The sequence below is a fragment of the Stenotrophomonas sp. 80084_Sma genome (assembly GCF_056481995.1).
This window is the reverse complement of the sequence record NZ_CM151177.1, coordinates 1,372,296-1,386,035: the sequence shown is the minus strand read 5'-3', so window position 1 is coordinate 1,386,035 and position 13,740 is coordinate 1,372,296. Positions and strand designations below refer to the sequence as shown.

Annotated in this window: 14 protein-coding genes; all 14 read right to left on the bottom strand. The window is 59.3% G+C overall.

Translation table 11 applies throughout. From position 1 onward, the window contains the following. Window positions 1-82: 82 nt before the first annotated feature. The 14 genes from ACZK3W_RS06435 to ACZK3W_RS06370 all read right to left on the bottom strand — a co-directional run bounded on the left by ACZK3W_RS06435 (window position 83) and on the right by ACZK3W_RS06370 (window position 13,718). Entirely contained in the window at window positions 83-382 is a 300-nt protein-coding gene (locus ACZK3W_RS06435; protein ID WP_164089607.1) for a hypothetical protein, read from the bottom strand. 107 nt (window positions 383-489) lie between these two features. Continuing rightward, window positions 490-675, bottom strand: a complete 186-nt coding sequence (locus ACZK3W_RS06430; RefSeq protein ID WP_164089606.1) for a hypothetical protein — start codon at window positions 673-675, stop codon at window positions 490-492. 15 nt (window positions 676-690) lie between these two features. Next, a complete protein-coding gene (locus ACZK3W_RS06425; RefSeq protein WP_164089605.1) occupies window positions 691-1,593 on the bottom strand; it encodes a hypothetical protein in 903 nt (300 codons plus the stop codon). A gap of 296 nt (window positions 1,594-1,889) precedes the next feature. Further along, complete coding sequence (locus tag ACZK3W_RS06420) at window positions 1,890-2,876, bottom strand: GTPase family protein (protein ID WP_180860794.1); 987 nt, start codon at window positions 2,874-2,876, stop codon at window positions 1,890-1,892. Between the two features lie 49 nt (window positions 2,877-2,925). Further along, complete coding sequence (locus ACZK3W_RS06415; protein ID WP_164089603.1) at window positions 2,926-5,571, bottom strand: DEAD/DEAH box helicase; 2,646 nt, start codon at window positions 5,569-5,571, stop codon at window positions 2,926-2,928. Window positions 5,572-5,573: 2 nt separating this feature from the next. Next, window positions 5,574-7,091: a site-specific DNA-methyltransferase gene (locus ACZK3W_RS06410; protein ID WP_164089602.1), complete on the bottom strand. Its 1,518-nt coding sequence runs from the start codon at window positions 7,089-7,091 to the stop codon at window positions 5,574-5,576. A gap of 175 nt (window positions 7,092-7,266) precedes the next feature. Continuing rightward, window positions 7,267-7,749 carry a hypothetical protein gene (locus ACZK3W_RS06405; RefSeq protein ID WP_164089601.1) on the bottom strand — a complete coding sequence of 161 codons (483 nt, stop codon included), beginning with the start codon at window positions 7,747-7,749 and terminating at the stop codon, window positions 7,267-7,269. Continuing rightward, a complete protein-coding gene (locus ACZK3W_RS06400; RefSeq protein ID WP_164089600.1) occupies window positions 7,746-8,861 on the bottom strand; it encodes a hypothetical protein in 1,116 nt (371 codons plus the stop codon). Before ACZK3W_RS06400 ends, ACZK3W_RS06405 begins: the two co-directional genes overlap by 4 nt. After that, window positions 8,858-9,178, bottom strand: coding sequence for a hypothetical protein (locus ACZK3W_RS06395; protein ID WP_478450591.1), 321 nt, complete (start codon window positions 9,176-9,178; stop codon window positions 8,858-8,860). Before ACZK3W_RS06395 ends, ACZK3W_RS06400 begins: the two co-directional genes overlap by 4 nt. Continuing rightward, a complete protein-coding gene (locus ACZK3W_RS06390) occupies window positions 9,175-9,495 on the bottom strand; it encodes a hypothetical protein (RefSeq protein WP_040008455.1) in 321 nt (106 codons plus the stop codon). The genes ACZK3W_RS06395 and ACZK3W_RS06390 overlap by 4 nt, the downstream gene beginning before the upstream one ends. A gap of 187 nt (window positions 9,496-9,682) precedes the next feature. Continuing rightward, window positions 9,683-9,892 carry a hypothetical protein gene (locus ACZK3W_RS06385; RefSeq protein WP_008266166.1) on the bottom strand — a complete coding sequence of 70 codons (210 nt, stop codon included), beginning with the start codon at window positions 9,890-9,892 and terminating at the stop codon, window positions 9,683-9,685. Next, window positions 9,892-10,476, bottom strand: a complete 585-nt coding sequence (locus tag ACZK3W_RS06380) for a hypothetical protein (protein ID WP_024957517.1) — start codon at window positions 10,474-10,476, stop codon at window positions 9,892-9,894. Before ACZK3W_RS06380 ends, ACZK3W_RS06385 begins: the two co-directional genes overlap by 1 nt. Window positions 10,477-10,582: 106 nt before the next feature. Further along, entirely contained in the window at window positions 10,583-12,343 is a 1,761-nt protein-coding gene (locus tag ACZK3W_RS06375) for an ankyrin repeat domain-containing protein (protein WP_080354581.1), read from the bottom strand. Between the two features lie 361 nt (window positions 12,344-12,704). Continuing rightward, window positions 12,705-13,718 carry an ArdC family protein gene (locus tag ACZK3W_RS06370; protein WP_008264731.1) on the bottom strand — a complete coding sequence of 338 codons (1,014 nt, stop codon included), beginning with the start codon at window positions 13,716-13,718 and terminating at the stop codon, window positions 12,705-12,707. Window positions 13,719-13,740 lie beyond the last annotated feature (22 nt).

The following is a 13,740-nucleotide window of genomic DNA, read 5'->3' as shown; positions in this document are numbered from 1 at the left end:
TGCATGAACCTAGTTCGAAGTTGATGTCTCATTGCGTCAGTTCCCCAAGCACTTTCCTGACTACTCTTCAACATTCCACTAGTCATCCAATCACCTGAGATTTGATCCATTCCATCCAACCAGACAGCGATGTGGAAGTGCTAGCCATCAGGGGCTCGTGCCCGGGAATGAGCTTCAGCTGGTCCACACCGGCCTGGCCTTGAGGGAAGAACGGGCCATCTGGGATCTCCCTTTCCAGCGATACCTCAGGAGAGACTCCTTCCTCCTTGGCCAAGTTTTCCAGCGCGTTGCGCATTGCGACAAGGGCTTCCTGCGCCTGCTGGGCCTGTTCGCGGAACGCGGCAAAGCCCTCTTCGGAATACGGTTGAATGGATTGCGTCATCAGTCGTGCTCCACCACCACCGTCCAAGCAAATCTGGACTGCGGCAACCCGGTCTTGGGATCCGTGCCCATGTTAGCCTGGGGCAGCGTCGTCACGACCTTCCAGCCTTAGCTGTAGGGCTTCGGAATGGTGGCGGCGCCCGCCGTCTTGCATTCAGACACCATGCTGTCGGAGAGCGTGTTGTTTGTGGCTGATGGTTTCGATGAGCACACCTCGCCCTGCTTGGCGAGGACTGGCGCGGCGGCCGGGAGGGCCAGCAGTGCTGCGGCCAGGCAAATCTTTTCCAAGCTCATGGGTGCAATCCGTTGCTAGAGGGGATGGTATTCGACTGCGAAATGCCAAGTAGAGGTCGACGCAGCATGATACGTCGCGTTCGCGCTGGCCTCTTTGTCTCCCACCTTTGCGAGCAACTCAGCATCGACACCTGCTTTTCTCGCGACCGAGATGCTCACGTGGTCCTTGGTGACACCGTTCTTCAGGCGGAGGTGCGCCATCGTTTCAAGGTTTGTATCGCTCTCGACCCATTGTTTCAAATCTTCAGGGACGTGAGGCGCTTGCGACTGCTTATCAAAGGTCTTCTCGTGCGAATACGTGGCACTGACCGACTCGTCTACGGAAGCCTTTAGCCCCAATACAGCCTTAATCTCCTCAATGGGTGCTTTAAATCCCCCACCTTTTTTCGACTCCTCCGCAGTGACCGAAGTGAGCTTCACACTCTTAGCCCCCAAGGCAGCAGCGAGCTTCAAGAACGTCGAATGAGTCTCGACAAGAACCCGCTGGGGGTAATCAGCCGCTAACACGTAGTGGCTATGCCGAACGGGGTGGAGCACATAGAACTTCCCGTTCTCGATGGGCTTCAAATAATCAAAGGTGAACACATCGTCGGCGATTGCTGGAGTCAGTCGGATCAGAGGGATGGTGAACTTCAGAGCCTTTCCCAACCTCTCAATCAGCTGATCGTCAGGGGTATCGACTTCGCGAAGCGACGCGCTCTTTTCCGCGTATAGGTCCTCGCCAGCCTCAATCAGACAAGCCTGCGGGTTCCACCATGCCTTCTGCCGGTAGAGCCCCAGATATCCGCTGACCCAAGGATGAATTTCTGCCCTGGCTGTCATTTCTGCCAATGCCTTCCGATCAGCGATGAGCAGCACAGGCCTCTTGCGCGCAGGCATCGCCGCTAGCTCGCGGGCCTTGTTCAGATCGTCCGTCATTTGTCCCCAGTTCCTTGTATTTGATGTCGCCATACTTCCATGCACACGTCTTATCCGTTGAGACAGAGCGCGGCCCCAGCCCTAGGATATTCGACCAATCCACCATCAACGCCTAGCAGTGAGCGGGTCCCGACGGGGCCCGCTGGTTCACTTCATCACCGGTCTCGACACTATCCGAAGAGACCGGCAAACAGGGCAAATGAGACCGACCGGGATGTTGCGCTCAAACTTATGCAGGCAGTTCCGACACATGAAGAAGTAAGGCGGCCGTTTGGGAATCATGCCCCGATGCCTCGTTAGATCCGGAAGCTGGGCTTCTTCCGCAACCAGCCCAAACCGATCTCAATCAACTTCTTGGCAGCTGCGGCCGCAAGAGCCGGTGCGGCCTCCTTGACAACACGCATCACCTCGCGCTTGATGGTATCGAAGAGCCCTTCCTTAGCTTCAGTCTTCGCCTGCTCGGATACCGTTTCTTTCTTTGCCTCTCGGACCACACCAAACTTTTTGTCGGCAGGAAGAGACCTCACAATGGTGTCTACGAGACGCACCAGCCCGTAGCCCTTATCGACCGAAACAACACAGATATCGGAATGCTCGACGGAGAACTTTTGCACAAAGCCCTTTGTCAAGACGCCGTTCTCGTCAGTAGAGCCCAGGACCGCAGCGTCGATTGACTTTTGTTGCTTGAGACTGGGGCGGTTGTTTTCCAAGTTCCAGTCACCCGAGGGCTGCGCCGCATCAGCCTTGTTGGCAACAAAAATCACGGGAATGGCGTTTTCCTTGGCAATCGGCCTGACCAGCTCCTCATGTGCAAGGATGTCGTCTTTGTTCTTCCGATCATTGACAGCCAGCATCCAGAGAATGAGATCCATCTTTGGCATCTCCTTCTTGTAGAGCGCCTTGTATTCCTCGTCGCGCTCCTCGTCCTCCCCCAAACCGGGAAAGTCCACAAGGGTTATGCCGCCCCCATTGCCCAGGTTGATCTGCGCTTCCGTCTGCTGGCGCGTCATGGATACGCCGTGACCAACCTTGGAGATTTCGGCACCAAATAGCGCATTGCAAAGGGACGACTTCCCCATACCGGTTTGCCCAAAGACCCCAACCTTGAGCTTAACGTTAACGATCCCGCTGACGGCAGCCTTCAACTGCTGAACTTGCTCATCGGATGGATTGAGGCCCAGCTCATCAAAAGCCTTGAACAGATCACCTTCGGCCTGCTTACCTGCACTGCTCACATCGTCAATAATCATTGCCCCTGTTCCATTGGTTGGTTTCAGATCCATCTTCGCGCGCCTCCGTCTCATCGGCTGCGAATATTGCATTCACACCTGATCATTTAGAGATCGCTGCTTTAAGTTGCTCGGTGACGCTGTTGCCCTTCTCGTCCGTCAGCTGGGCCATGAGGTAGACCCCCCTGCCCTTGCTTTTGGAGGCCCACAGCTCACCGATCATGCGTTTCTCTTTCTCAGAGTCCGCCGTGTAACGGTCGCCGCCCTTGTATTCGACGACCAGGAGGCGACCGTCCTTGAGCTTTGCTACGAAGTCCGGGTAGGTCCGCTGCTTGGACGTCGGCATCCAGAACTGGCTCTTGTCCACCAAGTTTCGGACCCAAAACTCAACCTCATCCAGTTGGTCGATGGCTTGGGCGCAGAGGAACTCCTCACCCACCTTGCCCCCGGCGGTCTTCCATTGAAGATCGCCCACGAGGGGGTAGTAGTGCTTGCGGAAGCGATACGTGCCGCCTTGGTAGTAGGCATGCGCCGGATACTGGGTCATGTCCGCCGGATAGGTGAACATGGCATCGGGCTCGTCGCTGACCACGATCTCAGCGTCGGCACCAAACAGGGCCTGCTGGAAGCCATCCTTAAGCGCCTCCGCCTTGGCGATCTGAAGCTGCTCTCCGAGCTTCCGTCGGAGCACGAACTGGCCATTGAGCAGTTGCGATAGCGAGAAGCCCCGATCTTCGGACAGCCCGCTGATGGACCGGCGCAACCACTCCCGCAGCACGGGCTGCTTGACCCCCGGATCACGGATCTTTTGGTCCAGCCAGCCCACCAAGTCCGCTTGGGTGCGGTCCTTGGCGAAGCCTGGCAAATAAGTGTTCACGTCGTCATCAATCGGCGTATAGCTGACCTTCTCGTCCACCAAATCGACTTCAAAGGTTTTGCTGTCTGCGTTGAACTTGAGGCTGGTCAAGTCAGGGGGATAGGCCAGCAAGTCCCACGTGAAGCCCGGCGGCGTGGCACCGCTCTCCACGAACTCCAGCTCGCCCTGCTCCATGACCCCCAGCCGCGGCACGCTGAACACTGCGCCGTTCTGGCTGGGTGCCTTGACGGCCTTGGATGCGATCTGGTGCCGCTCGATGGTGGCGACCGCCTCCTCGCGCTCCTTGGTTGGCACAACCTTGGTGATGGCCTCCACCGTGGAATCGTCAACCTCGCCCGTGATCTCTACCAAGCCCCCCTTACCCTCTTCGTTCGGAGTGAATACAACGCTGGCCTGGTCCCGAGCAGGGATGCCGGTAAGATCAGGCTGTTTGCTCACAGCAATGGTGGCCCTGGGCGTCACGGGCACCGGATTGACCTTGCCGCCTTGCAAGTCCAAGCCGGGCCCAGGTGTGGGATCCGGCAGCACCGCCCCCACGGCCTCCAGAGGGTTGAACCCGATGTCGATGAGCGACTTGGTGAGCTCTGCGGCAGCCAGATTGAACGCCGCAGTGGTGACGTGCGCGTAGGCCTTGTTCATGGCCTCCTGCTTGCGGCGGGTGGCATACGGCATGCGCAGAACGCGCCCCAGCAGCTGCTGGATGTCCTTGTCGCTCTTGACCTGGGCCACCGAGCAGAAGACGTAGGCAAAGGAGCAATCCCACCCTTCCTTGAGCGCTTGCTTGGTAATGATGACCTCGATGGGGCAGTCCTTGGCGAACAGGTCCACCCCGTCGATCTCGCGCTGATCGCCCGTGGCGATGGCAATCGCCTTCTCGGGCACCTTCTCGTTGTCGATGAGGTGCTTCTTGACCTCCTCGACCGTGGCAGTGCCCTTGGCGTTCTCAGCCTGAATCAGCAGGATGGGACGGATATAGTCCGGCTCGCCCAGCGCGGTCTTGCCCAACTCGTTACGGCGAGCCACGGCGCTACCCACTGCGACTTCCCATTGCCCGACGTGCTCCTTGAGCACGACTGGGAACTTAATCATATTGGCAACTTTGAGCTCGAACGCGCTGACGCTCACCAACACATTGCTTTTGCTGGCTTCCGGCGTGGCCGTGAGCTCCACCACGACCTTGGCACCAAGCCGCTCGTAGACCTGATAGGACAGGGGCGTGTTGGCATTGTGGGCTTCGTCGGTGATGACCAACGGGCCGTGAAGTTTCAGCAGATTGGCGAAGGACGCGATGGCCTTTCCCGCCTTGTTCTGCTCCAAGTAGGGCAAGTCGGACACGCTGCCGGCGAAGTGAGGCTCCAGATCTTCGTGGTGCTCGTAAACCTTGCGACCTTCCTGGTTCTCCACGCGCAGGGCCGCCATGGTCGAAATGACCACGCACACCTTGGTGCCCAAGTCAGCGGGGCGGATGTGGGTGAAGTCCTCCACATCGAACACAGCGACCTTGCCCCCGAACGCCTCGTCCAGTTCTTGGCGGTAGGGGTGTCGGGGATTCTTGAAGGCTTCCAGCGTCTGGGTCTTGATCTGGGTGGTGGGGACCATCCACATGACCAGCGGGAACTCGCGCTCGAGGTAGGCGTCGCCCGCCGCCTGGATGATGTGCGCGCCCATGACCGTTTTACCGCCGCCCGTCGGAATGCGTAGGCACACGTAGGGCGAGGCCTCGAGATGAGGCATGGGTTTGTATTGGGTGACCAGACCGGCATCCGCGTTCTTCTCAAACGCGGATGCCGGGCCGGTCAGCCGGGCGTCTTCGAGGAACTGGGCCAGGCTGGACAAGGCCCGTTGCTGATACACCTTGAGGGAAAGAGCCATGCTTAGCGTGCCTTGATGTCGTAGGGGGTCTGTTTGAAGGTGATCTGGAGTTCTTCCAGACGCTCCTTTGGCAAGTCGCAGGACTCCCCGTAGATCACCTTGGGCCCCTCAAAGGGCTGCAAGCCCTTCAAGATCCGCTTGGTCAGCACGTTACCGCCACTCTTGCTTTCATCCCCGAGAATGCCGTTGAACAGCAGGTAGTAGCCGATCCCATGGTGCTCACCCAGAAACGGTTGCTTGGGGGCACGTGTGGAGCGTGCGGTGCCTGTTTCGGCAAACCAGACGTGGGCGGCCAAGTGTTCGAACTTGATGCCCTCGCGGATGTGGCCCGCATCATCGAACACGGGCACACCGAGCTTGTAGAAGCGGAAGCCGCCACCGCCCCTCCAGTCGGCACTTTTTGAGATGCCTCCTTGCTCACCATCAACAACCTTTTTCATCCTGGGTTGACCAAGCAACCGAGCGTGCTCACCGACTTCTATCCCAATCCATTTCCGGCGCATCTTGTGAGCAACCGCAGAAGTAGTCGCAGAGCCTAGGAAGCTATCCAAAACAAGATCCCCCTCTTCAGACGCTATGTGAATGACACGTTGAAGGAGACGTTCAGGCTTCGGCGTCATGAAGTTTTCACTACCAAAAAGTGCGACGACCTCTTTTTTCGCTTCCTGCGTATTTCCGACATCTGAGTTCATCCAGATCGTCTGAGGAACTACACCTTGCTTGACTTCCGAAAGAAATCTTTTTATTCGAGGAGCGTTGTTCCCTGCAGCGCCCCACCAGATCCGCCCATCGGAATCCATTTCCTGAAACTTCTCCTTCGACACACGCCAATACATTCCGTTTGGAGGGCCAGGTATTACCCTGCCACTGGGGCAAGTAATCGGATATGTTCCAGCGCCATAGAAGTTGCGCGCTGAAAGGTCGCCTGAGGTCCACGGACCACGCGGATCTTCATCGGGGTTCTTGTATGTGGCAGTTTGCCTCTCAGACCGAGGCATGTCGTTCGGACGCCAAATATCTGCGTCTTTTGCATAGACAAACAGATGATCATGGTCGACGGAAAGATGTCGAGCACTGTTCTTCGGAGAGAAGACCTTCTGCCAAATCGCGTTTGCAATGAAGTTCTTACGGCCGAACACCTCATCAGCAATGACTTTGAAGTAATGGGCCTCATTGTCATCCAGGGTTATCCAAATCGATCCATCTTCAGCCAACAGATCTCGCAACAGCTCTAGGCGCGGATACATCATCGACAGCCACTTGGCGTGCTCAAGGTTGTCGTCGTAATGATCAAAGGCGCTGCGAGTGTTGTAAGGCGGATCGATGAAGATGCACTTCACCTGCCCTGCGTAGTAAGGCAGCAGGGCCTTCAGAGCGTCCAAGTTGTCGCCTTCGATCAGCATGTTCGGAGAGTCGACCTCCCCATAGGACAAGCTGGCCACCGGCTCCAGAAGGCGGTAGGGCGTCAGGGCGGAACGGGTCAGGTCTTCATCACGGTTAGACCAGTTGAGCAGCGGCATCGAATACATCCCATCGAACAGGCACCAAGTATCGTTCAGAGGGTGCATTTCGGCCAATGCTCCAAAGCCTAACGGCGGCTAAGCCTTTGATCGAAATGACCTTCCCGTGATCGGAGCCAGATCGCGAACTATATGCTGGGCCACTTAACGACCGCCGGGCCAAGAGGCAACTAGGCTACGGACGGCTGAGGCCCACCTTCCCGCAGTAGCGATAGACAGCCGAGCTGCTCACCCCAAGCTCCCGCGCTAACTGAGCCCGGCTGACCTCCTTTAAGCGAGCCCGAACCTGGTCCAGGCCCAGCCCCTGCAAGCTGCGCTGCTCCGGCCCTTTCAGGACACGCCCCAAACGAAGGGCTCGGCGGTCCAGGCCGATGGTGGCCGGCGACACGTCCAAGCGCTGGGCCACCTCGACCGAGGTCAGCCCGGCTCGGACCAGCCGCTGCACCTGCTGGCGACGCTCAGCGAGCTCGCGGGCTTGGCGGTCCCGGAACGCCTGCCGTCCGGAGCCCGCCAGGCGGTGCCGCCGGACAAAGCGGTTCACGGCTTGGTGGGTGACGCCCAGGCGTTGGGCCAAGGCGCGCTGAGTCACCCCTTCGTCCAGCAAGGATTGAACCTGGGCCGGGGAACGGCCGCCGAGGAAGCCTTTGCGTGGAATCATGATGGAGTGGCCTGACGACGTCGCCCATCGCGCGGCGCTTTGAGACCTGCTCTTTTCATGTAAACAGATATAGACGACGCGCTGACCCCAAGATGCAGAGCCACAGCGTTGGCCGTCTGGAATCGGGCGAGCAGGATCTCGACCTCTGCTCGACTCAAGCCCGAGAGGGTCAATTTCTCCGCCGGTTTACGCATGCCCGGAAGCTTCAGCGGTTTGCGGTCGGTCGATGGTGTGTTGGCCTGGCGGCATCGCCCGTCCCGTGGCGCTTTGAGGCCGGCCCTCTTCATGTACGAGGACACATGCGCCCCACTGGTTCCGAGATGCAACGCCACTGCCTTGATGGTCTGGAATCGAGCAAGAAGGGCCTCGATCTCTGCTCGACTCAAGCCCAAGAGGGTCATTTTCTCTGCCGGCGGACGCACACGCGGCAGCTTCAGCGTTCTGCGGTCGGCCGCTATGCACGCGTATGGCACGGCCAACTGTTGCGCCATTTCAGACACCGATAGGCCGGCCTCGCTCAACCGGCGCACCTCTTTGCGCCGAGCCAGAACAACCGCCTTCTTTCCGTTTTGCGGCATGTCCAGTTCGTATTTCTTGCAAAACAGGCTAACCGCTTGCTGCGTGACGCCGATCCGAGCCGCCACACGGGTGTGGGTGCCCAGTTCGTGGAGCAGGCTCAGCACTTCCTCAACCGAGTGCCCTGCAATGCTCCTCGGTTGTCGTTGGCTGACCGGCAGCCGCAGTCCAAGGGCTTGAGCATCTTTCTGCAAGGTGTAAACAGCCACCCCGAGGAACCTTGCGATGTCCTTTCGTGCCATGCCGGCCTGAATGCAGGCGCGGACCGCATAGCGGCGTTGGCTCACATACGCCCGGTAGCGCGCCGAGGGCATGGCATCCGCAGGATCCACACGCTGGGCGTGCTCGATTTGCTCCGCTTCGCCGTGTGCGTTGCGGTGCGCGGCCAGGGCGTCGTCCACGTCCTTGCTGAAAGGCGTGTTGCGTTGGGCTGCGTCGTAGATGGCCCGGATGTCTGCGGGCATCGGCAACAGCTCGATGCCATCCGGCCCGGGAAGAACGCCTGGGGCAAACAAGGTGGACGGCTCGCGTGTCATCGGCCCACCCAGTAGCCCAGCCCCGCGCTAAGCAAGGTGGCCGCGTATAGAGCGGCGTCCTCAGCGCTGGAAATGTTGAGGGCCATTACCACCGCCCCGAATGCGAGCGTGAGGACGCAACCCGCGAAGATCCCCCCAAAAATAAAAATCGCGAAATCCACGTAGAGCGATGCGTCGCGCTTCCCGGCGCAGAAAAGGGCCAGCGATTGCTTTACGGTCGGGTAAGTCAACGCGATCATAAAAGAGAGAAACGCCGCCGAGCAGAGAAACACAGCAAGGACCAGCATGGAAAGGACCAGCATCGTCAACGCACTCATCCGCGCGACCTCCCCTTGCCCCAGAAAAAGGCCAGCAGACAGAGCACCGCGACCGTGCCGAGGACAAACAGGCCTCCCCCGGTGGCGAGCTGGTGCCAGACGCTGAAGGTGGCTTGGGCCAAGAACGCGGCGATGACCACCATCCCAACTCCAAACAGCCCGCCATGGATCACGACGCGGCCGTGCGTGCGAGCGTCTCGCTCACCGCCCCTCACCCGTTGCCAGGCTGCCTTGGCGTCGGCAAAGCGCTTCAGCGTCCAGAGAGGGACCAGGACCATGAGGCCGAGCAGGGTCAGCAAAAGAATCGCGCTCACCATGGGCGGCCCCCCGGGTGACTTCTGAGAGGGCGCGCTTGGAAGGTGAGAGGTTGGCCCCACTGGCTGGGCTTGAGATTCCACGCCATTGGCAGGTGGTGCAGCTCGTGAGGTTGCGCAGGGGAGCAATCCATGCCGTCTAGAATGAGGTGACCGTAATGGTGGGCAATGCTTTTGAATGTGGCTCCCATTAGCGCCGCCCTTTGCCGGTCGTTGCCGCGTTGGCAGAGCGCACGCCCCAGCCCTTGGCTTGGCGCAACCGATCGATCTGGGCTGCTGCTTCGTGAGAAAGGCCCAGGTATCCGCTCTCGTCCATCAAAACGTGGCCTGGAGATTGCTTGAAGTCCTCGATGCTCAGCGCGGCATCGGGGCGCTTGCGGAAAAATGCGAGCCATTTCATCAGCGCTGCCCTCCAACGGCTACATTTTCTCTGCCCGCACCGATGACTACGGATACGGAAGCTGCCTCAAGCTCTGTAATCACTGGCTGCGCGGTCCCTTCGGAGCGGAGAAAAACTTGATCCCCCACCTCAAAAGCCCCCTGCTCGTCGCCCTGCATGTAGAACGGCAGAATGCGGCCAGCGATGCGCAGCGCACATACGCTGTCATCCACACCGTTGTTTCGCGTGTCGCGGCATGGGACGCGCTCATACGTCACTCGGAGCGTGTAGTAGCGCTGCGCCTCGTCAATCACCCACAGCGTGACGCTTTCGCGTGTTGCGGGGTTCTTCTTCAAGATTGAGTTGTAAGCCGCGTATGGGCCACGGCCCGGCGCTTCCATGGGTTCGAAGGACTGAACCCCGGTGGCGGTTTCCGTGGGGGACGCCTCCCAGGCGTGTGTGACCCTTACTGCGATGGTGTGCGGCGTGATCACGGTGGCATTCACCCCGACGGCAACGGCGACCGAATCGCTACGGGGCTCGGCGGCGCTGGCGGCAAGGGGGAGCAGGCTGGCAAGGGCCAGAGAAAGAATCAACGCGCGCATGAGGCCTCCTTTTTTGAATGGGTTGCACTACCCATAACAAACGGTTTGGTTTGCGCAAGGGGATCGGGAAAAGAAAAGGCGGCTTTCGCCGCCCTTTCCCTTGGCCTTAGAAGCGCGCTCGCAAGCGAGGGGCTTCCAGGGTTTGGCCGTCCTGCCCATGGGCCTTCATGGCCGCACCGACCTGCCGTTGGGCGTCGGCCCCAAACCCGCCTTCCGGTGGTTTCCAAGCGTTGGCAGCGGGAAGAAGCTCGTCCAAGAGCTTGGATCGGTTGTGGCATCGCAGCTCGTTCTCAGCGTTGCTCAAGAACGACTTGGTCTCTCGTTTGCTCGCAAAATCGATGGGCTTCATGCCAGGCTCGTTTCGAAAGCCGTTGACGTAGTTGTCAAAGCCTTGCTCGCCGACGAGCTTACACTCTTTGTTCCAGTCCGCCCCTGCGAACACCAGTTCTCGGCAGAGTTCCGTGTTCCCCTGCTTCGCCGCTTCGTGAAGGACGCTGTAGCCGGCATAGTCGTTGTAAGCCCAGCCCTCGTCTCCGTCGATGTTGAACGTTCGGTTCCGACTGACCAGTTCTTCGTTGGGATCCACCTGCTCCAGCAGACGTTTGGCGTCGCCGGCCTCAATGAGTTCCACAATGTTGAACACGCGGTCTTGCGCCTCCTTCGTCTGCTCCGCCTTTTCCGCGGCCTGCTCTTTCGCTTCGGCATCCCAATACCGAGCCTCGTGGTAGTGATCCCGGGTCGCATAAGGGGTTTCCCCCCTGTCGTTCTCCACATGGTGTTGCGAAACGCCTCTCCCCACCCCATCGACCAACTCTTCCATCGCGCGCTCGTCCGCGGTATGGGCAGGAATGTTTCCCTCCATGTCTTTTGCGTCAACCTGGGCCCCGGCCAACACCAACGCCTGCACCATCTCCCCCGTTTTGACGTAATGAAGCGCGGTTCGGCCCAGCGCATCGGTGTCCCTCACACTACCGCCCTGCCCCAACGCAGCGACAAGCTCGCTGGGCGTCTCGGCCAGGAAAATCGGGTCGGTCGCCGCATCGACGCGCTCACGCGGCGAAAAATCGTCTCGGTGGTTCCGAATACTTTCTCGATAAAGCATAGGATCATGTTTTAGCGCTGGCTCGCCATTCGAGTTCAGCAGGGAGGGATCGGCCTTGGCATCCAGCAAGCGCAGCACAACGCTTGGGTCGCTGGCCAGGTGGAGCGGGGTGTCTCCCCCGTCCGTCCGCAGATTCACGTCGGCGCCGGCATCGATAAGCATGTGGCAATCGCCTTCAAGCCCTCGCTTCGCAGCAACATGCAGAGCGGATTGCCCTTGGCTTAGGGCATTGACATCCGCTCCGGCCTTCGCCAACAGCGCCAAACCTTCCGCAGTAGGTTTTTCGGACCAAGCGGGTTCCCTTTGGTATGTGCTCAACAGGCGATCAAAAGGCGAACGCCCTTGTTTGTCCAACGCGTGAACATCCGCCCCAGCCGAGATAAGCAGTTCCATCTGCCACGGCTCCTGACATTTATGCAAGGCGGAATCGCCGCGCGCGTCGCGATACCCTTTCACATCGGCGCCGTCTTCGATGGCCTGCCTTACCTCGTGCTCGAAGCGACCCTTCGTCTTCAGACCAGCGAAGGCCAAAGTGTTCCCCAACCGATCCGTTGCCTCATCGTTGAACGATGGGGGCACACTTTGAGGGCCCTCAACGGGCGAAAGGGTTGCCGGCTCCGCTGAAGCCACTGGCCGCTGGCTTGAATCATCCAAGCGCTCCCGGACCGGGGGTTCAAGCGGCTCAGAAGAAGCCACGCCTGGTAGTTCCGTGTCCTTTTGACGGATGAAGGGTCGAAGTAGATTTGAAAAGACATTGCCAGCCATGGTTCCTCCGCTTGGTGAGTGATACTCATGTCTTAACAAAGAAAGGGGGATGCGCAAGGGGCTGCAAAGAGAAAAGGGGCGGCTTTCGCCACCCCTCTCAACCCAGCGTAAGAAGCTCAAGAAAAAACATGGCGCCTAGTTATTGATTTCTCAGGTCGGTTAACTAAGCATTCTTTCCACCCCGGCGACAGCAACCACCGGAAACCACCAAAAACAGCAAGGATAACCACCCAACCACCTTCTAACCGCTCACCCTGGAAAAGTTCTCAGTTAGAAGTAGAGGAATCGGACCACAGCCGGGACTTCCCCCAGCACATTCATTTCTAACTCGAAACCTCAAAAGGTCAACCCCCTACCTGCGCTAAGCAACCTGGCGCTCCTTGCGTCGCGATGGGGACCTTCGGTCGGCTTCCGCCTTCCGCCTCTGGTCCATGCCCTGCTCCTTCTTGACCTGCGGCAGCGGTTCGCGCTCGAACGCGGGAATGTCGAGGAAGGTCATGACCTTCTCGGCTTGGCTGGCCGCGCGGAACAGGCATTTCGCGTCGTCTTCAAGCGCCCTCATCCAGCTCTGCAGGTAGCCCGCATGCTGCTCTTCGTGTTGCCTGCCTAAGCCAATGCCCAGGCGCTCGGAAATGAACAAACTGGACAGCTCTGCAACCAGCTCCTCTTTGGCGTAGTCCTGGCTGCCGAATCGCCCGGTCTGGTCTCGGTCGAGGCGGTGCTTCGCTCCAGTCCAATGGGCCAGTTCGTGGAGCAGCGTGGCCTGATAGCTGACGTCATCTCTGAAAGTGTGGTGCTTCGGCAGGTGGATTGAATCGGCAGCGACGCTATAGAACGCCCGGTTGCCACCGTCGTGGTGAACCTTCGGCTGGTGACGGTCCAGCAGCTCCCGCACACGCAAGTTACGGATCGACTCGGGCATGACGAAGGGCGGCGGGGGCTCCGGCATGCCGTCGATCTGGCTGGCATTGAACACCGTGGCGACGAACACCGATGGTCCCTGGTATCCGCTCTTCTCTTCGCCTTCGGTCAACGGCTCGGCACCGTCTTTGGCTTTGCCGGCCTTGCTGAAATCCCAGTAAGCGATCTGCTGGCCCTTTTCGCCGCGCTTGACTTGGGCCCCAATGCTTTCTGCCTGCCGGTAGGTCAGCCAGCGATTGTCGTTGTAGCCATGGGCCATCTGCGCCCCGAGAAGGATCAGTGTGTTCGAGCCCCTATAGGACTTGCCCGAGGTTGGATTCCACGGCCCGTTGATCGAGCCGTTCTTCGGGGCGTCGGGGTCGTTCCAGGGTCGGCGCCAGGGGATGGTGCCCTGCTTCATGAGGTCGAGCATTCGCTCGGCGGTGGCTTGGATGAGATCGGAATACTTGGACATGGGTGGTTGCCTCAAATCTTTT

Bases quoted from the DNA above. Each gene is read 5' to 3' on its own strand.
- ACZK3W_RS06435 (WP_164089607.1), bottom strand. From the start codon at position 382: ATGACGCAATCCATTCAACCGTATTCCGAAGAGGGCTTTGCCGCGTTC.
- ACZK3W_RS06430 (WP_164089606.1), bottom strand. From the start codon at position 675: ATGAGCTTGGAAAAGATTTGCCTGGCCGCAGCACTGCTGGCCCTCCCG.
- ACZK3W_RS06425 (WP_164089605.1), bottom strand. From the start codon at position 1,593: ATGACGGACGATCTGAACAAGGCCCGCGAGCTAGCGGCGATGCCTGCG.
- ACZK3W_RS06420 (WP_180860794.1), bottom strand. From the start codon at position 2,876: ATGGATCTGAAACCAACCAATGGAACAGGGGCAATGATTATTGACGAT.
- ACZK3W_RS06415 (WP_164089603.1), bottom strand. From the start codon at position 5,571: ATGGCTCTTTCCCTCAAGGTGTATCAGCAACGGGCCTTGTCCAGCCTG.
- ACZK3W_RS06410 (WP_164089602.1), bottom strand. From the start codon at position 7,091: ATGCCGCTGCTCAACTGGTCTAACCGTGATGAAGACCTGACCCGTTCC.
- ACZK3W_RS06405 (WP_164089601.1), bottom strand. From the start codon at position 7,749: ATGATTCCACGCAAAGGCTTCCTCGGCGGCCGTTCCCCGGCCCAGGTT.
- ACZK3W_RS06400 (WP_164089600.1), bottom strand. From the start codon at position 8,861: ATGACACGCGAGCCGTCCACCTTGTTTGCCCCAGGCGTTCTTCCCGGG.
- ACZK3W_RS06395 (WP_478450591.1), bottom strand. From the start codon at position 9,178: ATGAGTGCGTTGACGATGCTGGTCCTTTCCATGCTGGTCCTTGCTGTG.
- ACZK3W_RS06390 (WP_040008455.1), bottom strand. From the start codon at position 9,495: ATGGTGAGCGCGATTCTTTTGCTGACCCTGCTCGGCCTCATGGTCCTG.
- ACZK3W_RS06385 (WP_008266166.1), bottom strand. From the start codon at position 9,892: ATGAAATGGCTCGCATTTTTCCGCAAGCGCCCCGATGCCGCGCTGAGC.
- ACZK3W_RS06380 (WP_024957517.1), bottom strand. From the start codon at position 10,476: ATGCGCGCGTTGATTCTTTCTCTGGCCCTTGCCAGCCTGCTCCCCCTT.
- ACZK3W_RS06375 (WP_080354581.1), bottom strand. From the start codon at position 12,343: ATGGCTGGCAATGTCTTTTCAAATCTACTTCGACCCTTCATCCGTCAA.
- ACZK3W_RS06370 (WP_008264731.1), bottom strand. From the start codon at position 13,718: ATGTCCAAGTATTCCGATCTCATCCAAGCCACCGCCGAGCGAATGCTC.